The following is a 22,281-nucleotide window of genomic DNA, read 5'->3' on the forward strand; positions in this document are numbered from 1 at the left end:
AAGCCATCGGGCCTGCGTGAGATGGGGACATATTTATTCAACTCCTTGTTCTGGCTCATCATCCGTGGGCACTATTTCTTGCTGGCTGAAAATGGTTTCAGGCAGCGTAAATCCTTGCAGCCTCAGTAACGCAAGCGGGCCGTCGCTAAGCTCAGTACGCATAATAAATTTAAGCGGGCTGCCGTCTGGCGCGACCCACACGAGCTGTATCCGGCTGCTGTCGACTGGCGTTATTTGCGCTTTGCCTAACAGACGAATGAACCCCCATTTACCGGCGTTATTACTGTAAAGCTGCATACCGCTGGTGACGGTACGCCAGCTGAGATCGACGCCCGGATACCATGTCTCTCCAGGCCAGCTAAAGCTTCGCCAGCTTTCCATTTGGTTGAAGTAATCGAGCTTTTGCCCATCCAGGGTCAACTGCATTCGGGCAACATCGCGAGACGGACGGGCCATCAGCTCAAAGCGTACCCCGGCATCACCCTGCGCGAAGACCGTATCTGCGATAGTCGCCAGTTGATTAATCGCCGCCAGAAACGCCGGATTCACCGTCATTCCCTGGCTGGCTGAAGGGTCAACTACCCAGCGGTTGCCTTCCTGATGCAAAATTCCGCCGAGATTATTTTTCAGAAACGTGGCGATACGCCCGGAGTCAGCGCGTAAAAACTGCGCCAGTATGGGCAGTGAGGCATCGCTGCCGGTGGCTTTAAAGGGATAACGTCCAGCAAATGCGGTGTTCCATTGTTCAACAATGGTGGTCTTCCAGCGCTCGTTCAGCCCACTGGCCGCCGGGGCAAGAACCTGCCGCCAGGCCAGATCCAATGGCTGAACAAACAATGCCTGGCCGAAACCGCTCCACTCCTGCCCGAGGCTCGCTGCCACCAGGCTGCCGTAATCTCGGGTATCCGTCAGATCGATGGCCTTACCTTCGAAAACCGTCTGCGCCAGCATTTGCGCCATCGCCTGCGGGTCCGGAGCGCTTGTTATCTGCTGAAGCTTGAGGCGCACCTGCGTCACGCGCGAAAGCCAGGACTGGAAGCTGAGATTACCGCTCGCGCCTGCCCCATCCTTACCTTCCATCAGCCCGGTTAACGGGCCGAAGACGTTATCCAGCGGTCCTTCCGGCCCCTGCGCCTGTTTAAGAATGGCTTTGGTGTTTTTCTTTTTACCTATCAGATTTTTTGCGGATTCCACCAGAGAATCCGCCAGCGCCTCACGCTGCTGACCGGTTTTTCCCTGATAGTTTAAGGTGTTCATTAGCGCTACCAGCGGAGACTGGCGCACATCGGCCAGCAGGTTCAGCTGGGCAATTGAATCTGATAGTGAGTCAGCTTCAATCCACTGGATGCTGTTGACCATATTGAGCCAGGCATTACCGAAATCAGTGAAGTAACGCGCGGTCAACCGGGCTTTCAGGGCTTCAGGAGAAAGGTCAGCGTCCGGCTGATGATGTTTATCCGCCAACACCCAGTCAATGGCGTCGTTACGGGATTTCACCACTTCATCAATTGCGCCCTGAACCTGTTCTTCCCACGCCTGGCGAGTAAACATGCCTGGCACCACTTCGTCTGTGGTAAAAAGTGTGGAGGCATCGGTGTCACCCGTCATATCCGCAAGCTGTAGATCCGGCCAGTTACTGGCCACGCGTTTCAGCATTTCCTGATATAAACCCGTTTCGGCGTTACGCTGGCCAATTTGTTTCAGCAGGATTTGGCGAACGGTGTTGATGAGCTCAGCGTCAGGTTTGACTTTCCATTCCGGGTGGGTCGGAAGGTTTTGTGCATAGAATGCCAGTAACTTCGGCGAGAGATCCTGCCAGAGGCCATCTGGCACGCCCTGACGCGTCGGCCAGAGGCTCGACAGCGTTCTGGAAAGCCATACTGCCTCCGCTTTCTCCGGTTGCGCGAGCATCAGATACGCTTTTAGCAAATCATATGCCCTCTGCGTTCCTTCAACCCTTGCCTTGCTGAGCGGCGGCAGACGAATGAACGCATCAAGCTGCTGGTGGAGTTGCGCGGCCGCGGCATCACGCATCAGGAAGGTATTATTCTGAGCATAGCGGGGCCACAGCGACGATAACATGTCACGGTCCTGATTCAGCCCAAAACGAGTATACCAGGGCGCACCGGTAGCCTCGCGGTGCTGCAGGCGCGCCATTGTCTGCTGCAGAGCGAGCTGATTTTTCAGGCGGTCTGCCAATGGCAGTTTGCTGTCAGCCGCCTGGCGGGTCGTCTCCTGCGCCAGATAAATATCAGTACGGTTGACCCCGAGCGAGAGCAGAGTGCCGGTGCTCCAGAATACGGCGAAAACTAACAGAAACCGTTGTAGTACCTTGATTCCATCAAAGCCGATTTTTTTGCGCGCACCTCAGCGCAGTCGTCAACGACAGCCTGCCAGGTTGAGGTATTCAGCCGTGTGCGAGGAATCAGGGCGTGGTCTGCACCTGCCAGTGCAGGGCTGAACATCATGCCGCGTAACCGGTACGCCGAAGGCCCGTTCATTAAGCCCTGAAGCAACGCGTGGATCTGCGATTTCAGCTCGCCCTGTAACCGTGACGCCAGATACAAGAGACCATCATGGCGCGGGTTTTTAAGCATTTGCGCAATACCTGCCCGACGTAGACGGGGCGTCAGCGCATTCAGTGTTTTCATCGCGTCTTCTGGCGCGGCATCCGGGCCAAACAGGATCCCCGAGGCGAACTCCTCAGGTGTTTCCTGTAACCAGCGCGCGTCATCCGTTAGCCATAACCAGACTGGTACCTGCCAGCCCAGCATCTGTGCCGCCTTTTGACGACAGCGGGCAAACGCATCACATTCGATGTCGGTCGGAAGTTTTTGGCTGTTCAGCACCTGAACGATGCCATCCAGCGGGCGACGTGAGCGCAGACGTTTCAGTGCGTTCAAAAATGCTTCATCCTGCGGCGACTGCCCGTCGCCACCATAGATAAGCACATTGCCATCGCCCTCTTGCCACAGTTCACGGCAAAGGCCCGGTGCCGCCTTTTCCACTTCATTTTCCTCGCCAATAACGAGCAAGAGGCAAACCTTACGCTGCCAGAACCGGCCATAGCGCAGCCGAAGATGTTCTGTAACAGGCGTTTCGCTGAATACGGCCTGTGTGTTGTCATCAGGGCCGGGTAAAATTTCCGGCTCGTGCTGTGCTTTCAGCGACTTATTTTTGCCCCACTCGAAATAGAGGCCCGATTTGCCGGAATAATCAAAGGCCTTATCAATAAGCCAGCCGATAAGAAGTAACGTGGCGGCGAGCATTGAACAAACGGTGAGGATCCGCGGTCCATCAAAAGGGCCAATTCCCATATTCGTTGCCACCCATTGCGGGCAGGCATACAGCAAAAATACGACTATCGCTTCAAGACAAAGCAACGCTGCCACCGTCGATCCAATCAGCGATCTCTTCTTTACCTTAAACATTCCCTGGCGTTTCCTTTAATCCATGTTGACGGGAAAGAACCACAACCCAAATTTCATCTTTATTGGCCACAGGCTGCGCCGCGATAACCTGAACGCCACGCACATCAAACGCTGCTTGCGCGATCGTAATCGCAAGCCAAACGGACGCTATACCGGCGTAACCCAGCACCGGATCCAGACTCTGATTATCGACAGTCAGGCTGAACGTAACGCCATTCTGCTCACAGGCAGTGTTCCATTCAGAGCCTGAAACTAATGAAGGCCCGGTAACCCAGGCGGCGCGGAGTTGTTGCGCAGAAAGCTGTGACCATTGCAACGCTCTGGCGAGCGTTGCGCTAAGCGCTGCGGCGTGGCCCTTTTCGGGGCGATGAAGCCTGATGGCATTCGGGAATTCGGCGGCCCGGCGATTACAGAGAATCACGGCAGTAAGTGCGTCTGCCCCTCCTTCCTGAGGCACAGACGGCAACGACAGCGTAACGGCAACCAGTAACGAAGGCGTATCCCAGTGCCTGTCGAGCCAGCTATCGAACGCCGCCATACCAGAACCCGACAGCATGCGAAAACTCAGGCCCGTTATCGCACTTAGGCTTTGTTTTATAGATTCTGTGGCCTGTAAAGCCTTTTCGGCATCACACTCAATCGATAACCAGCAAGGGATCCCTCGTGGTAATTTCTCTGCGACACGGGTGATGCAGTCTGAGATTCTGGAACTGGCGCTATCCAGCGCCCCGGCAATGTTCTCCTCAAAACCGGAAAGCTCAGCGTAACGAATCATCCCGCCACCGCCACGTACCATTTTAAGCTCTGGAACGGGTGTGGCTTGGTCTATGACATCAAGCAAACGGGTGGCTTGCCTTCCCGCCGGGGTTTGTATTGTACTCCCGAGAATCCAGGCACACCGCTGCCCACGACGTATTTCGTTAGCCAGCAGAATGTCACGCTCGGCGTTTCTGGACTCCGTTGCCCGCTGTTCAGCTTTATAACCGACTCGACGCAGGCTAAAGATAAACCCCCAGATACAGAAAGGCAGACCCAACGCGGTAAACCAGAATACAAAACCGCTGCGCGCTGTCGGCCAGTTCCAGAACGTCACCCCCGCGCACGTCATAATAAAAAGGACCAGCACCAGTAACCATCGCCTCACTCGCGGACGTTTCACTGCAGGCGCTTTCTCAGGTACAGCATCCAGCCAGACCGGCATAATCAGGCAACCTTCGCAGGAATAAATGAGCTAATCAGACTGCATCCGCAGGCACATTTATGGCCGTGAAAAGCAACCGGAATACCGTTATCCAGATAATCAGGATTGCCTTCAATAATTATGGTTACTCCGTGACCAGGAATTGGGCAGGAGACTTTATCGCCTTTTCTGGCAACGCCAATTCCTCCGAATATCATGGTTGAAGAACACGTCATAACCGATCCACCGTGGGTGGTTTTATCACCTTTACGAATGATGGGTAGCATTGCGTTAATGACCTCAGTTGGAGTGCACAAGTTTTGCGAGGGAGAAAACTTATGATATTGGTTTATTTTTTCATTCCTGTAAGAGGTAAGCACCTTTAATTCGGAAATTATTTACAAAAAGTACTGCGGCGAATATGGATAATTGCAAACCTATTTCTATTAATAATTAACTGGAGCGAGCATATCTTTTAAATAATTAAGATAAAACTGCTGCTCGATAACTCTTTATGCTTAAGCTTTCTCATTCACTATATGCCCCCAGGCGTAATTTATGGCGAGCTTGATGTGTTCCTGCCGCCGCTGGTCTTCCATCCGTAATTTGCTATTCGCGGGCGTGCGCAGCACGCTGCGGGTGTGGTTGGTACGCGTCACGTGATCCGGGTGTACCAAGTTATGCTGCACGTGGGCGATGTACGGACGGTCCGGGTCGCCACTGTCGAACGCCACCGACACTTCCGTGCCGTCCAGCAGCGGCGCGTGCCAGCCGTAATTATCCCCCGCGTAGGGTTTTGCCAGCCGCAGCCACAGGTACGCATAGCCCTGCTCGCGCCCGGCGCGGTCAACATCCAGCTTCACCCGGTAGCGCCCGGTCTCATCCAGCCAGGCGTAGATATCCCCCTTCTGTGTGCTCTCGACACGGGCGGGCAGCGTGCCCGAAATCACCGGCCGCCTGCGCAGCAGCGGGCGAAAACAGACCGTTTCTCTGTAGGGAATGCCCTCAAAATCCAGCAGAAAACTGGCCTGGCGCGAACCGCGGCTGCGGACACGGGTAATGACGGTGCCTGCGGTCAGCGTCTGCGGCACGCTGCCGTCCACCTCGAGCACCTGACCGGGTAACAGATGCGGACTGGTACTGCGCCCGGTCATCAATGTTCAGCGGCAGTGCATCTGAATGCCATTGATGACAAGATTAATACACTTGCTATTTTTACGTAAAAACCTCTCATTACGAACCTATACAACATACTATTATTACTCACCTTTGTTTTCTTCTGATGGGCCAATACCTGTACCTGTTTCCACTAAACGGTCGCTTCTCACCCAACCTTCAACATCTTTCCCATCTTTAGTAAAATACATAATATATGTGTAATCACCGAAATCAGCGTAAGCACTTATTAAGTCACCAGGAACGATGAACGTATTTTTTATGCAGTACCTTTCACTCGGTGCGCTATAAAAATAAACACGCCCTTTCCCCGACGCTTTATATCCTGACTCGGAACTTTGAATTATCGCTCTTTCATCATCCGCCTTTTTAGACAATTTTGAACAAAAGTCATTAGCCTGGCAGGTGAATGAAAACAAAGCAATTAGAAGTAAAAATAAAATTTTCATTATATAAGCCCTTGCCTTCTCATGACAGAAATTAATGAATTCGCAAAATTTGGATCAGTTGCATATCCGGCTCTTTGCAAACCTCTGGCCCATTCTATGGGGTCGTTACTGTTAAATAAAAAATGGTATCTTGGATTTTTTTGGAAAAATTCCGCTCGTCCATTAATACTCGTCTCATAAGAGTCGTACGCTTGAAATTTATCAACAATCCTAACTCTTACTCCATTTTCAACTTCATGGGTATAATCTTCAACATAATCAGGATTTCCATGTGCTTTTATTCCAAAATATATTGTGGCTGTATTTTTTTGAAATTATGTCAGTGGTACAGACTTTCCATATCCCGCTTCTAATATAGCCTGCGCAGTCGTAATACGCGCCGGTCTCCGGGCTGTCGGGGTCACCTTCTGATACCACTGAATTTTATTGTTTCAGAATTAAACAGTATCGAATCGCCGAGGGTGGGTTCATAACTCATGAAGGATTTTAAGCAAAAATTAACCTTTTATCTGTGTGTTTCCTGGAAATATATCTAAGACATACCTTTGCAATAACCGTTTTTTACCAATTATTTTTAAAATCTATTTGTCTCAGTGATGCCAATTCAACCCAACCAGTGACTTTATCACCTGACTTTGTTTGATAAATAACTTTGGTATAAGTGCCCTGCGTTTCTAACCGCTGCACATAATCCCCATTCACAATGAATGCCTTTGTTTTTTTCATTCCAGAGTTAGATTTATCAAAAAATACACACGCTTTTTGCTACGAACCTGATAAACAACCTCACCTGAAAGACAGTATGTTTGAGCTTTATTATATTCATTATCGTAGGACAGCTTTATTGGCTTTTTGGGATCGAGAGTTATATCAAACAATTCTGCTTTGCTTTTTTTAAACAAAACCCACCCTATCGTTCCCGTGCCATTAGTATCAATAACCAGCTTTGCTCTAATAATAGAATCGTCATCATCATCAATCATCAATCATCAATCATCAATCATCAAATTTACTTCTTTGGGTTTAACATTCCATTCATTAAAAGGATAACTACTACTCCTCACTAATTCAGTAAAATATGAGTAACATTGCTCTGGGGTTGCAGCAAATGACATAGGTAACGGCAACACATAAAATAACAGAATCATTATTCTTTTATGAGCTTTCATTTGCTCTCCCCTTTGATTTCATCAACAAAAGTATGCCTCATTTTCGAAATAGCAGATCTATAATGCTCTTGTACTGTGGGGTTTCGTGAGTGCCAATTCGCCCAATTACCCCCCAATTTCTTTTTATGTAGTCAACCTTATATTCCATTGCAGCCAAGACAGATGGAAATATAATATATCATTTTTTCTGCTTGTGATTTGCTGATTACCCCCTTGGCCACTTAACCCTTTATTTTCGAAGGCCCACCAAACTCCAATAGGTGAATATTCAGGGTGGCGTAAAAATAGAGACTCATTCCAACCATACCCTGGCGGTTGAGGATTTTTCCCAGATACCTCCATGCCACCTGCACCACACCGTTTGTACTGCGTTGATAGAAAATGATCTGTTTCATCCCTATATAGCTGCTCAATTGTTTTAGCCATATCGTAGCCGTATTCTTCATAAATAGTTTTTAATGCTTCTTTAGCATCTGAGGGGGTATAATGTCTATATATAGAAACTGATTGAACTTTCAAAGAGCCAAGAAAAAATATCGGATGCATATGCCACAGCGATGGCCCCAGTTTTTCTGTGGTCACATCCTGCATCCAGACCATTTTGTCGAGGAAATCTTCACTGTATTGCTTCCATTCCGGTGCTTCTTTCTCCAGCGCGTTCAGGAACGGTTGCCAGATGGCGTCATCTTTTTTGAAATACCAGTCGCTGGGATGTCTGACGATTGTTTTCTGAATGACGTCCCGGTAGTCGGGATTATGCAGCGCTCTCCTGTATTCCATCGGAGAATAACTATCACTTCCGCTGTCAATTTTATCCAGCAGCCGCTGATAATTATGCCTCACCAGCGCATGGCTTGTGCGGGTATCACCGGTCGCCGTCTCGCAGAGTGCATTGATAAGACTGCGGAAAAACCCGACAGGCTGGTTTTCTCCATCCAGGTAATCAAAACTGGCTGGCTGGACAATTTCCGTTCTGAAACCCAGCTTTGCCAGATCATACTGTGATAAAAGCTGCGGCTCCGCCTGCCCTTTGGGTACGTAGGCATTTTCTGGCAAAAGTTGCCAGTATTCCTGCTTTGTGGATTTATCCGTTTCAGTAGTGACCTTACTCAGTGGCAGAATGCCTGTCCGCGTTGCCGACGTCGTCCCTTTTGCAAAGGTGCCTTTCGCGACATCTTTTGTGTACAGCGCAAGCCCCGGTGAATACTTCAGCCAGAGCGGATTTTTCTCTCCCACTTTTTCTGGGTTGGTCAGGAATTTTTCCAGATTATCATCCATGCTCGTGCATTCGATATGTACCTGATAACGTGCCTCATAGCCGCCCTCTGTGGGGGCCTGGAAATACCCCATATGCCCGACGGGGTCGCCAGCCTTTATGGCAAACGGTTTACTGAGGCTGACCGTTTTATCAAATACCATGATCTCTTTCGCGGGAGGAAGCAGATGCGCCCACCACCCGGGGCCACTGCCCGGCGCGGGTTTTATGTTGTTATTATCGACCAGCATCCATACCCGTTGCCCGGCTTTCAGCTTTCCGCTGTCAGCATTCAGAGTTGCCAGCCCGTAAGTGCGCCCCCCGTGGGTGGAAGTCAGTGACTGATCGGAGGGATCCCAGGTCACAGGGATCCCCTTTTTGACCGTACCTGCATTCGCGGGTTTCTGGTCACTGCGGCTCAGGTCCATGATTAACCAGTCAGCTTCAGAATAACCGGACAGAGTGTCATGAGTGATCCAGTGGACATTGTTAGCGCTTTCATAGGCCGAGTACGGCGCCAGATGCATATACAGGGTATAAAAATGCAGCCCGCTTGTTTCTTTCTCACCCGGCTGGATATAGTGTTTTACCAGTACAAATGAACCCGAAAAATACAGCGGACCGGATTCCCACCCCAGCGTCAGGTAATCCCTGCAGACTCGATAAGCAACCACGTCCCCGTCTGCCATACAGCGAACCGGCTGCTCACCTTTATAAGCGACCGGGAAATCAATGCGTTCTGATGCCGCTTTGCCACTCAGTGCGCACCAGGGCGTGGTGACGTGAGTGATATGAATCCCGCCATGCCACATCCCGTTGCGGCCAATCGTATACTGGCCGGTTGATTCGCCCGCGAGATGCGAAAGAATATCGTCCAGACTGGCAAATTCATTCCCGCTCTTACCGGAGGGAACAGGCCAGGCAATTTTGGGTAATACAGGCACTATTCAGCCTCCCTCAGTCGTTAAAAGCTTTGCTGCTCATGGTGTTTTCCTGAGTAATATCTTTCATGCTGGATTCAGGCGCTTCATGGGGAAGCGTTGCCCCCGTCCCCGTCACCAGATACGTCGCCACCTTCATCAGCATGTCACCCTGCGAGCCGTGCTCAATGCCGCTTTTGCTCAGCTTCAGGTACGACCCGCCGCCGTTCAGCGTCAGCGTCTCCGGCGTGCTGATGACAATTTCATCCTCATTACTTGTGATGGTGAAACGGTCACGCGCGAACAGTGACATCGTGTTGTGCTGCGCCTGTATCTCCACCTCACCCTGGTTTGCCACCACCTTCGCGCCGTCCTTATGCACAAACAGCCCCAGCGCCTTCTCCACCGTCACCGACAGGTTTTTCATCGCCCCCACATCCAGATGCTGACCGGCGTTTATCATCGTGTTTTTTGTGCTGGTCAGCTGCAGATGTTCCCCGGAGCTGAGCGCCACGCCCTGTGGCGCGCTCGCCAGCACCACTGCCGAGTGCAGCTGGGCCAGCCGGTCCTGCACCAGGTTCAGCTGCGTGCCGATATCGCAGGTCAGCGCCTCTGCCACCTTCGCCGCGTTGTTCAGCGCCTGCATCTCACTGTTCGCCTGATTTATCTGGCTCAGCGTCTCTGTCATCGCCAGCACCGGGCCCTGCGCCTTCAGTTGCTCATGCGCCGACAGGTATATCCCCTTCGCCGCCCGCACCGCGCCGTACTCATCCGTACGCAGCTCAAAACCCGTACCGCGCGCCTGCCGCTGCGCGTCCACCAGATGCCCCAGGTTCAGCTGCGTTTTGCCGTACTCCGTGGCGAGCTTGATGTGCTCCTGCCGCCGCTGGTCTTCCATCCGTAATTTGTTGTTCGCGGGCGTGCGCAGCACGTTGCGGGTGTGGTTGTCGCGCGTCACGTGGTCCGGGTGTGCCGAGTCATGCTGCGCGTGGGCGATGTACGGACGGTCCGGGTCGCCGCTGTCGAACGCCACCGATACTTCCGTACCGTCCAGCAGCGGCGCGTGCCAGCCGTAATTATCGCCCGCGTAGGGTTTTGCCAGCCGCAGCCACAGGTACGCGTAGCCCTGCTCGCGCCCGGTACGGTCAACATCCAGCTTCACCCGGTAACGCCCGGTCTCATCCAGCCAGGCGTAGATATCCCCCTTCTGCGTGCTCTCGACACGGGCGGGCAGCGTGCCCGAAATCACCGGCCGCCTGCGCAGCGGCGGGCGAAAACAGACCGTTTCGCTGTAGGGAATGCCCTCAAAATCCAGCAGAAAACTGGCACGGCGCGAACCGCGGCAGCGGATATGGGTAATGACGATGCCTGCGGTCAGCGCCTCTGGCACGCTGCCGTCCACCTCCAGCATCTGACCGGGTAACAGATGCAGACTGGTGCTGCGCCCGGTCATCAGCGACTGTTCGTTGAGGAGACGCTCGTGGCGAAGCCTGGCGTAATACGCGCCGGTCTCCGGGCTGTTGGGGTCGCCTTCGGTCAGAAAAGGTTCGGCATAGTGATACACCTCACCCGTGGTGATGCCGTCCGTGCTGCTGACGGACTGCGTGCTGTCCTGTGGCGTCAGCGCCTCGCGGTAGTTATAGTCGCGGGTGGCAACGCTGCCGCTCACCACCTGATACGCGGTCCGTAGATCCCAGACGCTTTCCTGCCCGCTGTCGCTCATGCCTGACGGATGGCGCAGCGGCAGCGTCACGCCAAACTGGTACTGTTCTGGCGAATCCATAAAGATCACGACATCCTGACCCAGACGGCTGTCCATTTCGAAACGCCAGAAAATACCCACTTCTGCCAGCAGGCGCTGAACGAACTCCAGATCGGTTTCTCGCCACTGGGTGATCAGTTCACGCTCAGGGTATTCGCGCAACAGCCGAAATTCGAAATCAGCGCCTTCCAGCTCATGCTCGCGCAGCACGTTTTCCACCACCTCAATCACCGACTGATTAAGGTAGATTTCACTGTGCCGGGTGTGGTGCATCAGGGCGATTCGCGGCACCAGCCGCAGCGTGTAATGCGTTTCGTCTGCTGAAGTCGAAACACGCCGGAACGACTGCACGACACCATAGACACTGCGCACCCCTGTAGCGGGCGCGCCGGTAAAAAGGGGTGTCTGAAAGGTAAATGAACCAGGTTTGAGCAACAGCGTGTCGCAGGCGATATCCGGGTTTTCACATGTAAGCGCAATGTCGTAGTACCAGGGCTTGCTGAGTGCCTCTTCAGCGCTGAAGCTCAACACATCAAGAAAATCATTACAGCCATGAATATCAACCCGATACCGCGACTGGCCCAGAAGCTGCGCCGCCTTTTGGCCGTTTTTTTCCATGATAGCGTCACTCATCATCCCTCTCCTTTATCGTCTCAACAATTCCATGACGGCCTCTTGTCATAAAAGGAGCGGCGGTCGCTGTCGTCGTTGCAGCATGTTTCGCTCCCTGATATGCCCTTAAATATGCTACCGCCCGTCGCTATGGCCCTTAGCGCACCGGGCGATTGATTCAGACTTTTTTGCGCAGCGCCCCGCAGGACGCTGTGCAAAAAAGCAGACGGTCTCCCGTCTGCTGGCAGGGTCAGGCAGTGGTACGTTCGTTCCACGAATCGGAATGGATGATGTTGCCGTCCTTGTAGGTCCAGGTGATTTTTTCGTAGCGCAGCTCAATGCGCTCAAGATGGTTGTGCTTCTCCTTCGAGGGCTCCTTGATGTCGTGCATCAGCGGTGCCACTTTCACCAGCTTCACGTTCTCAAGCTTCGTGTTGAAATACTCCACCTCCTGGCCCGCGTCGTTGATGCGGTACCATTTAAACTCCGCCGACTTCAGGGTCTGGCCGGTGGTCACCGCCTTGTACAGATACGGGCTGGAGGCGTCGATTTCCTTGGTGAACAGGAACGGCGTGTGGATACGGGTGCCGGTCAGCTTGCCGGTGTTGTTGTCGGTCGGGATGTACAGCGAGTGCTCCTGCGCCACCACCTCGATGCTGCCCTCGCGGTCCTTCACATCAACGGAACCCTTGATGTCCGCGCCACCGTCGTCCTTCAGCCAGAGATAAACAGGAATTGCCATGGGATTGTCTCCATTTAAGGTTGAGTACCGCTCTCATCCTGTGAGGGCGGCAGGGGAATGTCCGGCAGCCGGCAGGCGTCCGCCTGCGGCACCAGACTGATTTCAACGCGACGGTTCAGCGCCCGCCCTTCTGCCGTGGTGTTGGGCACCGCCGGGCGGCTTTCGCCGTAGCCCTGCACCGCAAAGCAGCTCTCCGGCACATCGCCGGTGTCGCGCATCCAGTTGCGCACCGCTTCGGCGCGCTTAAGCGACAACTGCTGGTTAGCGCGTTCGTCGCCCACATCGTCGGTATGCCCGGCGACCACAATCAGCCAGCCCGGCCTGGCCTTAATGCCCACCAGCGCGTTCACCAGCACTTTCGTGGAGCCGGATTTCAGCCGCCACTGACCGGTACCGAACAGCGAAAGCGCGTCCAGGCGGATCGTCTGTGGCGCTGGGCTGGTTGGTGCAGAAGGAGGAACATAACCATCAATCGCCTGCTGTAACGCCAGCCAAAGCCGCTGCCCGGTGTACAGGCCCAGTCCGTAACGCTGAGGTTCTCCCTGGCGCTGCCAGCGCTCAAGAAGCAAAGCGTCACGTTTAAGTACGCTCAGCGATTGCGCTTTAGGCGCAGTGTGGCCCATAGGGATCGCGTGCCAGCGCGCCAGATCGCCGCCGATTTGCTGAATCAGCCGTTGATTGTTGGCAACAGAAAAGGCCAGGGCGGCCAGGGCGCAGCACAAAAGAAGCGCGGTAGCGCGACGGCCCGTTTTCCCGCCTGGCATCGGCGCCGTGTAGGGCGTAAGAAGTGCCAGCAGCGGATCGGCAAATAAAGAGGCAGGCACTGCGCTGCCTTCGCTGACAGAGAGCTGCAAACAGGTACGTTGATATAGCCATTTTGACCATAGTGCCTGGCTATCCGAATCCATAGCACCTATACGGAACGCCACCGCAAAAGGGAGTACAGGAGGAAAAACGCGGTCAGCTTTGCTTAGTTCATTGATGACAACCTGCCTGATAAAAGCAAAAGCTTCTTTGAGCACTGGAAACGCCATAAGACGATTTTCTGTCTGCAGCCATTCATCAAGCGATGCCTGCGGCGCGTTTTCAGGACAAACAAAAGGCTTATCGCCGCGCACGATAGTCCAGGGCGTTTCAGGGCCGGAGAGACGGCAATTAAGCAGTACCGGTAGCGGAAAACCAGTCAGCAAAGTGACTTGCCGGATTGCCTGGCGTACCGTTTTAAGCCCGGCGCGTAAAACAGCCTCATCTTGATGCTTATCCGCAAGGCAGCAATACATCACCGCCAGTTGCCCCACCAGCGCGGGTTGGTGAGCCTGCAACATGCGAACCACCGTTTGTAGTTCGCTGACATTGTCGACACGCAGCCAGCAGCCTTGTGCGGTATGGCGAATCGGCTGGGTAGAAAACAGCTGCTCTAGTCCATCCCCGCACACCAGTACAAGCGGTCCCAACAGGGAATCAGGAAGTGAGTTAATGACCGGGGAAGCTTGCGATGAGGGAATATCACGCGGGCGTGCCACCCACATAATCCGACTGGCAGCAGCCACCAGCAGCAGACTTAGTAGTCCTTTAATGGCAACCGACAGCGGAATGAAACACCACAGCAGCCACAGCAATGCCGCAAGGCAAATCAGTAAAGGCGGGAGCATGGAGAGAATGAGCGGCTTGCGCATGTCAATGCAGCTCCGGAAGTTCAGCAGACAGGAGCGCCTGAAGCCAGAGATGCCCGCACCACCAGGCGATAACGGTGATGATGACCGAAACCAGGATCCAGAATCCGACAGAACGCAGCAGGTTATAACGCCGTTTTTTTGTTTCGCGAACAACCAGAGAAATATCGCTCTTCACCGGCGGCACCCGCGCACTCAGGGCATTTAACGTTTCCTCTCGCTGAGTTTGGCTGACGGTTTTCACACCGTAAAGCCCCTGAAAACCCAGCGAAAGAACACGGTGGTAGCAGGTTAAGACGGCCTGTAATGGCGCGGGCTGGCGTAATACTTCTGCAATGCGATCCCAGAGCGCCTCGCCTGCACGTAAGGATCCAAAGTATTTAGCTTGCAGGGGGGCCATTCGCCATTCTCGCTGGCCTTCATCGGTTATCACCAGTTCCCCGTCCTCCCTCAGCGCTGGTTTGCGGCTCATCACCGTTTCATCCAGTAGCGCGCACTGAGCATATGAAATGTGTTCTATGCTGGCATCGTCATAGCCCGCCTGTTTAAGCGCTTCGCGTACGCTTTCCACCTGGGCGCAGCAGGTCTTGTACAGCGATTTTCCATCAGGGACAGAAGCGCCATAGCGCAACATCGTGACTGTTAGCCACGTATCGGCCATCAATTGATCAATGTCGATTTCTTCTCTCATGAGCGCAGCACCGCAAACAGTTCAATTTCAAGCGCGCCCAGCAGAGACGGTACATAAAACATGCATACGCCCTGCTCCAGCATGTCGCGCGCGGCCGCGCTTTCCATATCCAGCGCAAAATAGTGATTTTCCAGGCGCACCGGCAGCGCAGCAGGCATGCGCATCACCGGAATCAGCGGTATGCCATTCAGCGCGTTGATGGAAACTGCGTTTACTTCATCCGGGGAGCCGGCTTTACAGAGTTCAGGAAAACGTTCGGCAATTTGCCAGGCAGGGATATCAGATCGTACAGAAAGATAGAAATCAGCCTCTTCCCGCAAGCGCATGTCATGCAGCGAGGTTTTCCAGGTCAGTTCATCCATCCGTGTCATTGGCAGCGCGATAACCCGTGACGGCAGGCTCGCTTCCAGCAATTCGGTTATCAGATCAAATAAACGGGGAAAAGTGTGCTCCGGCTCGGCGTGGTCGTATCCGGGAATAATGTCCAGATCGTGTTCGAGTGAAAACGTCAGCATGCTGCCTGCGAGCCGTGCCAGTTCAGCCCAGACCTGTTCAGGATGACGAGCCGGAAAGCGTTCATATTCGCTCAGCACGCGCGCATGGGAATTGAGGGCATTAAGCAACCAGAACAACGACACATCCGCGACAGCAAAATCAGCAAGCCGCTCGTTGCTTTCACGACGCATAGACATTAATCGCTGGCGGCGGGAGCGCAACTGGCGATTCAGCAACACCAGACGCTCCTGTAACATCGCGCTTGCGGAAAATAACGCCATTGGAGGAATAAAACTCGCGTCCTGTCGCCAGCCGCCTTGCCCGTCACGAACCAGTCGACTGACAGGACAGGTTTGCCAGGATTCATTACTTTCATGCCCAAAGCGTAAAGAGAGATTAAAGTGCGCCACGGCAACAGACTCTTCTTCGGGTCCAAATGCATCGGGCAGTGAAACCCACTCCTCGCGGTAGCGTAACGGACGCTCAGAGACGAAAGAGGCTTTCTGCACGTTTATAATGCCGGGCTGCATCAGTGGCAGAGCCAGCAGTAAAGTAATGCTATCTTGCCCTGCCAGCTCATGCGGGTTGAGTTCGCGGGGTTGCGGCGGAAGGTCGCTGTTCAGCGTATCTACCAGCGTGCCATCGGGGAGCCATAAACGCAGAGCGCGCACCTGAATACGTCCGGAAGCAAGCAGCTCGTCATCCAGTTCAACGCGCTCTACGCCCCACGGAAACGGTGATGACAGCCCCAACACCCCGGCATTGGTGAACGCCTCCCAGGCAGACTGTTGCTGAAATTGCTGAGGGGACAGCAGCGCCCCCTCGTTCCACAGTGGTCGAAATATCTTCATTCCATCTCCGCCCGTCACGCCTTCGCTTTCGGCATCTGCGACACCAGCGACAGGCTGACGTCCATGCCTTCCACCTGGAAATGCGGCACGGCGTACAACCTGACGCGGAAAAAGCCCGGGTTGTCTTCGATATCTTCCACCACCACTTTCGCATCACGCAGCGGGTGTGACGCCTGCAGCTCGTCGCCCGGGTCAGTCATCTCCGTCACCAGACCGCGCACCCAGTTGTTCAGCTCCAGCTCCAGCAGACGGCGGTCTTTGGTCGTGCCGATGTTCTCGCGCTGAATCAGCTTCAGGTAGTGCGCGATGCGTGACAGCAGGAAGATATACGGCAGGCGCGCGTTGATGCGGCTGTTGGCCGTCGCGTCCGGCGTGTCGTACAGCGCCGGTTTCTGCGCCGAGTTCGCCGAGAAGAAGCAGGCGTAGTCGCGGTTTTTGTAGTAGGAGAGCGGGATAAAACCGAGGTTCGCGAACTCAAATTCACGCGTCTCCGGGATCATCACTTCCGACGGGATTTTCACCTGATTGCCGGTGCCGAGGTCATAGAGATGAATCGGCAGGTCCTGCACCGCACCGCCCGCCTGCGGGCCGCGGATCTGCACGCACCAGCCGTTATTAATGAAGCTCTTCACCATATTGGCCGCGAAGGCAAACGACGCGCTGGTCCACAGGTATTTTTCGTGGTCCGGCCCTTTCACCTCTTCCACATAGTTAAAGCTGCGCACCGGCACGGTGTCCGGGCCGTACGGCAGGCGGCCCAGCACGCGCGGCAGGGTCAGGCCGATATAGCGGGCATCGTCGGTGTCGCGGAAGGATTTCCACTTGATGTATTCGGCGCGGTCAAAGTAGTTGCCGATGTCCTTAATCGCCGCCACCTCTTCCATGGAATCTTTGAGGAAGAATTTCGGGCCGACGGCACCGATAAACGGCATGTGCGCCGCGGCGGAGACTTTAGAGATGTTACGCAGCAGCGCCATATCCTGCGCACTGGCGTCAAACTCATACGAGGAAATCACCGCGCCCACCGGCTCACCGCCGGGCGTGTCATATTCCGCCGTGTAGGTGTGCCAGTAGAGGCCGCTCTGGATGATTTCCGGCGCGTCCTCGAAGTCCTGGCGCAAATCCTCTTTGGCGATATCGAGAATTTCCGTGCGCACGTTCTGGCGGTAGTCGGTGCGGTTCACCAGATGCTTCAGGCCGCGCCACAGCGATTCCACCTGCTGAAACTCCGGATGGTGCATGACCGTATCCAGCTGGCGGCTGATTTGCCGGTCCAGCTCAGCGATATGGTGGTCAAGCAGCGTTTTGTCGAGCTTTTCAACCTGCTGGCCGGACTGTTTCAGGCGCTCCAGGAAAACCCGGACCGCGGCGGTCACGCGCTCATCGGCAGAGGCGTCCGCCAGGCGCTGGCTGTCCTGCCAGGCGTCGATATCATCAAGCGCGTCGACCGGGTGAAGGTTAATTTTTTCAAACAGCGAGGCGTAAACGCCGCCGGTGGTTTCCGGTACCTGCGTGGCGCCGGCAGCAGTGGGGGTGTTCTGAACAGACATCAGCATTTCTCTCGTTAATCCGTAATAAACCCGGTGCGCCTCAGGCGTGTTTCGGGGCCAGCGACGCCAGTTCCGCGCGTAAGCCATCGCTCAGCGCCGGATCCTTCAGGATGGTTTCCAGCTCCCTGCGGAAGGTGGCGTTATCAAGGAGATTGGATTTCAGGTCGCGCAGTAAATTGCGCATCGCGAGCATGGCTTTCAGCTGGGGAATTTGCCGCGCCACCTGCTCCGGCTCGAAATCTTTCATCTGGCGGAAGGTCAGGCGCACGTTTTCTTCGCGCCCGTCACCGGCCAGGGTATTTTCCACGGCGAGATTCAGCGCCGGTGAAAATTCCGAAAGCACGCTGTCGAAATTATTTTTGTTTATGTCGATTTTTTTGCGCTCAGACAGCGGCCGGTGCTCCTGGCCGTGACTGAAATCGCCGGTGACCAGTAATTTCAGCGGCAGCTCAACTTTTTTCTGCGCGCCGCCGGTGTGCAGATTTAACTTCAGATTAATACGGGCTTTAGGAATTTCTTCCTGAAATGAACCAGACATGACGTGTTCCTTCATTAAGGCAATTTGACGTTGACGGAAAGAACAGGGAGCGTCAGCGACAATCCCTGCCGCATTCTCTGCCGCATCCTTTACGGCAGATAAAATCAAACACTTTAAATATGTTACGCCCGAAGCCAGCGTATACAAGAGGCCCGATTCTTATATCTGTTACACTGCATTTCAAAAAACAATAAAGCTTACAGACAGCCTTTGATATAATACAAAACGACTCCTGCTTCGTGTATTTATACACAAATAAAGAAACCTGGAGGTGAAAATGACGTCCGGATCTGGACCACGAAGAAATAAACGGAAAAATCCGCACTGCGCAAAGGCGAATCCACCACAAAAATTTCAGCCTCAAAAAAAACTCACCATAAAAATACATATCAGGGAATAACATTCATCCGCAGGCAATTCATCCCAAAAATACATTTGACGCACTAATAATAATCAGGGCGCCAATCCTAAATTATCGATTAATAAATAACACTACTGCTCGTTTAAATGTCGGCGTTAATAGCACGACACGTGTTCCCTTTCACCACGTATATTCGCTGACAAACGCTTTCTTTTTTGCTTTGTCATACAGACAAATCAGGCTAACCTTGTGTTTCATCTTGCCAGTGTTGCCTTTCATCATTAGCCCTGCCATACCCGTTTCATCCGGGAATAATACCGGTTTCGAAACTTGCACCTCGTCTATTCCGGCCGCGCTGACACAAGCCTTGTTCATCGCGGAGAACAGCGCCTGCCAGCTGTCATCGCTTGAGGCTAACGCAGGGAGACTGCACATCGCGCTCCCGAAAAACATCATCATCACGATTAATTTCATCACTTTACTCCGCATAAAAGTTCGCGCGAGGCGCGTCCCAGAAAGCATAGCGTGCGAACAGACTTCTGACCGCAAAGAGGCCGTTATTATGATTTCAACAACCCGTAAAATCGTCATCACCGGCGGGCCCGGCGCAGGCAAAAGTACGCTACTGGCGAGCCTTGCCCGCGCGGGATTGAACACGTCGCCAGAAACCGGCAGAGCAATTATTCAGGAACAGGTAAGCGCGGGCGGCGTTGCGCTGCCGTGGCTCGACAGAGAAGCATTCGCGGCGATGATGCTCAACCGGGAAAAGCAGGCATGGTATGCAGCCGACGCGATGAATGATGTGGTGTTCTTCGACCGGGGCATTCCGGATATCATTGGTTACCTGAATCTGTGTGAGTTGCCTGTACCACAAACGCTTCACGACGCCGCACTTCGATTGCGCTACGACGCCACCGTTTTCATCGCGCCGCCCTGGAAAGCTATCTTCACGCAGGACGCCGAACGCAGGCAAACATTTGAAGAAGCGGTACGCACCTGGGAAGCAATGAAGCAAGTCTACACGCGCTACGGCTATGAACTGGCTGAAATTCCTTTCGCCACGCCGCAGGCACGAGCCGACTGGATACGGGCACAAAGCGCGTTAATCCCGCCATGCCAGTGATCAACACAAACTGTCCTGATGGCCTGGCCTGTTTCTCATTCCGCCTCTCCCGTGCCGGGATCAAAAAAGGCCACTGGCGTGGCCTCACTCGTTTTACACTTCCGGGAACACCAGGTTATTGCCCGGCGCTTCGCGATGAAGATGAATAAAGTTCAGGTGACGCTCGTACTGGTCGAGAATATCGATGATCACCTGCTCTTTGTTGTAATCCATCAGGTCATTGCCCTGGCTGCCCTCCAGCAGGAAGGTTTCCAGACGGAAATAGTGCGATTTCCCGCGGCGGGCGCGGTAGGTAAAGCCCGGCACTGAATACTGCTGCGGCCACACCTGATAAATAAAATCCTGCTCCTCACCAAGATGCACGCGCAGATCCAGATACCCCAGCGGCGTCTCGTCGTCCGGCGCCACTTTTCTCAGCGTCACGCGGCCACCGCGCAGCTCCAGCTCTTTCGCCACGTCTTCCATTGCCGGGTAAATCACGGTTTCCATCATCTGCTGGGTATAGCGCGTCCCCGGATAGTTCATCAGCCGTGACAGGCGTTTTTTCCAGCTCAGACGATCATTGCCCGATGGAATATACGGCGCCGTATCGCGGCTGGCGCTGACGCGACGGTGATCTTCCACCTTCAGCGATTTATAGAGGCCTGCCATGATGAAGAAAATGACGAAGCTGAACGGCAGGCCCATGATAACCGTCGTGTTTTGCAGCGCCGAGATGCCGTTGGTCATCAGCATCCCCATCGTCAGCACGCCGATGGCGACCGACCAGAAAATACGCAGCCAGTTCGAGGCGTCGCTATTAATGTCTTTCAGCTTCGAGGTGAAGTTCGCGAGCACCAGCGAGCCGGAATCGGCGGACGTCACATAAAACAGCATGCCGGTGATGGTCGCAACCGACGCGCTCAGTTTAAACGCCGGATACTCCGCCAGCAGACTGTAGAAGCCGCGTTCGGCGTGAGCGATAACCTCCTGCGCAAAGCCTGCGTCGCCGTGAATGATCTCATACAGCGCCGCATTGCCGAACACTGAGAGCCACAGCAGCGTAAAGGTAAACGGGATAATAAGCGTGCCGAGCACGAACTGACGAATGGTGCGCCCGCGCGAAATGCGCGCCAGGAACAGCCCGACAAACGGCGACCACGCCACCCACCAGGCCCAAAAGAAGAGCGTCCAGCTGTTCATCCACTGGCGCGGCATATCAAAGGCGAAGGTATTGAGCGTCATCCCCATAAAACGGTTGATGTAATCGCCAATATTGAGCACCAGCGCGTTCAGCAGGAAATCCGTTTTACCCATAAACAGCACAAACAGGATAAGCCCCAGCGCCAGAATAACGTTCAGCTCCGAAAGAAAACGGATGCCTTTATCGACGCCCGATGTCACCGAAATGGTGGCGATAATCACCGACAGCACAATCAGCGCCATCTGCGCTGTCAGCCCTTCCGGGATATCGAACAGCACTTTCAGGCCGTAGTTAAGCTGCACCACGCCGATGCCAAGCGTCGTCGCGATGCCAAAAATGGTGCCGATCACCGCCGCGATATCAACGGTGTGGCCGATAGGTCCGTTAATGCGTTTACCGAAAATCGGGTACAGCGCGGAGCGAATGGTCAGCGGCAGGTTATAGCGATAGCTGAAGTAGCCAAGCGCAATACCCATCAGCGCGTACATTGACCAGCCCGTCAGACCATAGTGAAACAGCGTCCAGACCATCGCCTGACGCGCGGCTTCGATGGTTTCCCCTGCCCCTGTCGGCGGCTGCATATACTGCGTGACCGGCTCAGCCACGGAGAAAAACATCAGATCGATACCGATGCCTGCGGCAAACAGCATCGCCGACCAGCTCAGCAGGCTGAATTCGGGTTTTGACTGCTCAGGCCCGAGTTTAATATCGCCATAGCGCGAACAGGCCATGAAAATAACGAAAACGATGTAGAGCGTGGCGGCTAGCATGTAATACCAGCCAAACGTCGCCGAGACCCAGTTGACCGCCGTCTGGATCCAGGCCGCAGACAGCTCACTGAAGAAGATAGTGACCAGTGAAAAAGTCAGAATCAGCGCGGCTGAGGTGTAAAACACCACGGGGTTAATTCTGTTTTTTTCACTGGCAGGTGGATTAGTCATCGGTTACCTCTGGTTAATATCCTGTCAAAAATGAAAGCGTTAGCGTGTTTATTGTTCTCCGCCCCTAAGGCGCGTCTCTTCTCTCCTTTCCAATAATTCATGACGGTGATTAATCGCCTTTTAGCGTAGCGTACCGTTTCGCTTTTGCGACAAAACAATCACAGCATCTTAACAATTTC

At 53.9% G+C, this 22,281-nt stretch carries 17 protein-coding genes and 2 pseudogenes; 1 reads left to right on the forward strand and 18 read right to left on the reverse strand.

The annotated features are described in order from the left end of the window. Positions 1–33: 33 nt before the first annotated feature. The 17 genes and pseudogenes from CSK29544_RS16335 to CSK29544_RS16400 form a co-directional block, all read right to left on the reverse strand. A pseudogene (locus CSK29544_RS16335) lies at positions 34–3,431 on the reverse strand (ImcF-related family protein). Then, a complete protein-coding gene (locus tag CSK29544_RS16340; protein ID WP_007891852.1) occupies positions 3,424–4,632 on the reverse strand; it encodes a KPHS_23130 family T6SS system protein in 1,209 nt (402 codons plus the stop codon). Before CSK29544_RS16340 ends, CSK29544_RS16335 begins: the two are co-directional and overlap by 8 nt. A 2-nt stretch (positions 4,633–4,634) precedes the next feature. After that, a complete protein-coding gene (locus tag CSK29544_RS23215; protein WP_071844254.1) occupies positions 4,635–4,898 on the reverse strand; it encodes a PAAR domain-containing protein in 264 nt (87 codons plus the stop codon). A 243-nt stretch (positions 4,899–5,141) separates the two neighbouring features. Then, positions 5,142–5,765: pseudogene (gene vgrG, locus CSK29544_RS16345) on the reverse strand (type VI secretion system tip protein VgrG); the annotation flags it as partial. Between the two features lie 105 nt (positions 5,766–5,870). Continuing rightward, entirely contained in the window at positions 5,871–6,236 is a 366-nt protein-coding gene (locus tag CSK29544_RS16350) for a hypothetical protein (protein ID WP_050555656.1), read from the reverse strand. Beyond that, entirely contained in the window at positions 6,236–6,529 is a 294-nt protein-coding gene (locus CSK29544_RS25175) for a glycoside hydrolase family 73 protein (RefSeq protein ID WP_080602525.1), read from the reverse strand. The genes CSK29544_RS16350 and CSK29544_RS25175 overlap by 1 nt, the downstream gene beginning before the upstream one ends. 429 nt (positions 6,530–6,958) lie before the next feature. After that, positions 6,959–7,219: a hypothetical protein gene (locus tag CSK29544_RS22100; RefSeq protein WP_029038949.1), complete on the reverse strand. Its 261-nt coding sequence runs from the start codon at positions 7,217–7,219 to the stop codon at positions 6,959–6,961. 6 nt (positions 7,220–7,225) lie between these two features. Then, positions 7,226–7,405 carry a hypothetical protein gene (locus CSK29544_RS24370; RefSeq protein ID WP_131824823.1) on the reverse strand — a complete coding sequence of 60 codons (180 nt, stop codon included), beginning with the start codon at positions 7,403–7,405 and terminating at the stop codon, positions 7,226–7,228. 123 nt (positions 7,406–7,528) lie between these two features. After that, positions 7,529–9,604, reverse strand: coding sequence for a hypothetical protein (locus tag CSK29544_RS16360; RefSeq protein WP_234006881.1), 2,076 nt, complete (start codon positions 9,602–9,604; stop codon positions 7,529–7,531). 13 nt (positions 9,605–9,617) lie between these two features. Then, positions 9,618–11,978 (reverse strand): type VI secretion system Vgr family protein, encoded by a 2,361-nt coding sequence (locus tag CSK29544_RS16365; protein WP_029038950.1) that lies wholly within the window; start codon positions 11,976–11,978, stop codon positions 9,618–9,620. A 226-nt stretch (positions 11,979–12,204) separates the two neighbouring features. Beyond that, a complete protein-coding gene (locus CSK29544_RS16370; protein ID WP_007796459.1) occupies positions 12,205–12,696 on the reverse strand; it encodes an Hcp family type VI secretion system effector in 492 nt (163 codons plus the stop codon). Positions 12,697–12,710: 14 nt separating this feature from the next. Then, entirely contained in the window at positions 12,711–14,372 is a 1,662-nt protein-coding gene (locus CSK29544_RS16375; protein WP_007891863.1) for an OmpA family protein, read from the reverse strand. A gap of 1 nt (position 14,373) precedes the next feature. After that, a complete protein-coding gene (tssL, locus tag CSK29544_RS16380) occupies positions 14,374–15,060 on the reverse strand; it encodes a type VI secretion system protein TssL, short form (RefSeq protein WP_007891865.1) in 687 nt (228 codons plus the stop codon). Beyond that, positions 15,057–16,406, reverse strand: coding sequence for a type VI secretion system baseplate subunit TssK (gene tssK, locus CSK29544_RS16385; protein WP_007891866.1), 1,350 nt, complete (start codon positions 16,404–16,406; stop codon positions 15,057–15,059). The genes tssL and tssK overlap by 4 nt, the downstream gene beginning before the upstream one ends. A 14-nt stretch (positions 16,407–16,420) precedes the next feature. Then, complete coding sequence (gene tssC, locus CSK29544_RS16390; protein ID WP_007891867.1) at positions 16,421–17,962, reverse strand: type VI secretion system contractile sheath large subunit; 1,542 nt, start codon at positions 17,960–17,962, stop codon at positions 16,421–16,423. Between the two features lie 34 nt (positions 17,963–17,996). Further along, positions 17,997–18,494 carry a type VI secretion system contractile sheath small subunit gene (gene tssB / locus CSK29544_RS16395; RefSeq protein WP_007849582.1) on the reverse strand — a complete coding sequence of 166 codons (498 nt, stop codon included), beginning with the start codon at positions 18,492–18,494 and terminating at the stop codon, positions 17,997–17,999. A gap of 541 nt (positions 18,495–19,035) precedes the next feature. Further along, positions 19,036–19,329, reverse strand: coding sequence for a hypothetical protein (locus CSK29544_RS16400; RefSeq protein ID WP_007891868.1), 294 nt, complete (start codon positions 19,327–19,329; stop codon positions 19,036–19,038). A gap of 88 nt (positions 19,330–19,417) precedes the next feature. Here CSK29544_RS16400 and CSK29544_RS16405 point away from each other — a divergent pair, with 88 nt between their 5' ends. Continuing rightward, on the forward strand, positions 19,418–19,978 hold the full coding sequence (locus CSK29544_RS16405; protein ID WP_007891869.1) for an AAA family ATPase: 561 nt from the start codon (positions 19,418–19,420) through the stop codon (positions 19,976–19,978). A 93-nt stretch (positions 19,979–20,071) separates the two neighbouring features. Here the strand turns inward: CSK29544_RS16405 and CSK29544_RS16410 are convergent, their stop codons facing one another. Continuing rightward, complete coding sequence (locus tag CSK29544_RS16410) at positions 20,072–22,102, reverse strand: choline transporter (RefSeq protein WP_029038951.1); 2,031 nt, start codon at positions 22,100–22,102, stop codon at positions 20,072–20,074. Positions 22,103–22,281: the final 179 nt, after the last annotated feature.

Origin of the sequence: Cronobacter sakazakii, from assembly GCF_000982825.1 — a bacterium.
In the GTDB taxonomy this organism is placed as follows: domain Bacteria; phylum Pseudomonadota; class Gammaproteobacteria; order Enterobacterales; family Enterobacteriaceae; genus Cronobacter; species Cronobacter sakazakii.

Coding starts and splice junctions, on each gene's coding strand:
- CSK29544_RS16340 (WP_007891852.1), bottom strand. CDS start 4,632: ATGCCGGTCTGGCTGGATGCTGTACCTGAGAAAGCGCCTGCAGTGAAA.
- CSK29544_RS23215 (WP_071844254.1), bottom strand. CDS start 4,898: ATGCTACCCATCATTCGTAAAGGTGATAAAACCACCCACGGTGGATCG.
- CSK29544_RS16350 (WP_050555656.1), bottom strand. CDS start 6,236: ATGAAAATTTTATTTTTACTTCTAATTGCTTTGTTTTCATTCACCTGC.
- CSK29544_RS22100 (WP_029038949.1), bottom strand. CDS start 7,219: ATGATTGATGATGATGACGATTCTATTATTAGAGCAAAGCTGGTTATT.
- CSK29544_RS24370 (WP_131824823.1), bottom strand. CDS start 7,405: ATGAAAGCTCATAAAAGAATAATGATTCTGTTATTTTATGTGTTGCCG.
- CSK29544_RS16365 (WP_029038950.1), bottom strand. CDS start 11,978: ATGATGAGTGACGCTATCATGGAAAAAAACGGCCAAAAGGCGGCGCAG.
- CSK29544_RS16370 (WP_007796459.1), bottom strand. CDS start 12,696: ATGGCAATTCCTGTTTATCTCTGGCTGAAGGACGACGGTGGCGCGGAC.
- CSK29544_RS16375 (WP_007891863.1), bottom strand. CDS start 14,372: ATGCGCAAGCCGCTCATTCTCTCCATGCTCCCGCCTTTACTGATTTGC.
- tssL (WP_007891865.1), bottom strand. CDS start 15,060: ATGAGAGAAGAAATCGACATTGATCAATTGATGGCCGATACGTGGCTA.
- tssK (WP_007891866.1), bottom strand. CDS start 16,406: ATGAAGATATTTCGACCACTGTGGAACGAGGGGGCGCTGCTGTCCCCT.
- tssC (WP_007891867.1), bottom strand. CDS start 17,962: ATGCTGATGTCTGTTCAGAACACCCCCACTGCTGCCGGCGCCACGCAG.
- tssB (WP_007849582.1), bottom strand. CDS start 18,494: ATGTCTGGTTCATTTCAGGAAGAAATTCCTAAAGCCCGTATTAATCTG.
- CSK29544_RS16400 (WP_007891868.1), bottom strand. CDS start 19,329: ATGAAATTAATCGTGATGATGATGTTTTTCGGGAGCGCGATGTGCAGT.
- CSK29544_RS16405 (WP_007891869.1), top strand. CDS start 19,418: ATGATTTCAACAACCCGTAAAATCGTCATCACCGGCGGGCCCGGCGCA.
- CSK29544_RS16410 (WP_029038951.1), bottom strand. CDS start 22,102: ATGACTAATCCACCTGCCAGTGAAAAAAACAGAATTAACCCCGTGGTG.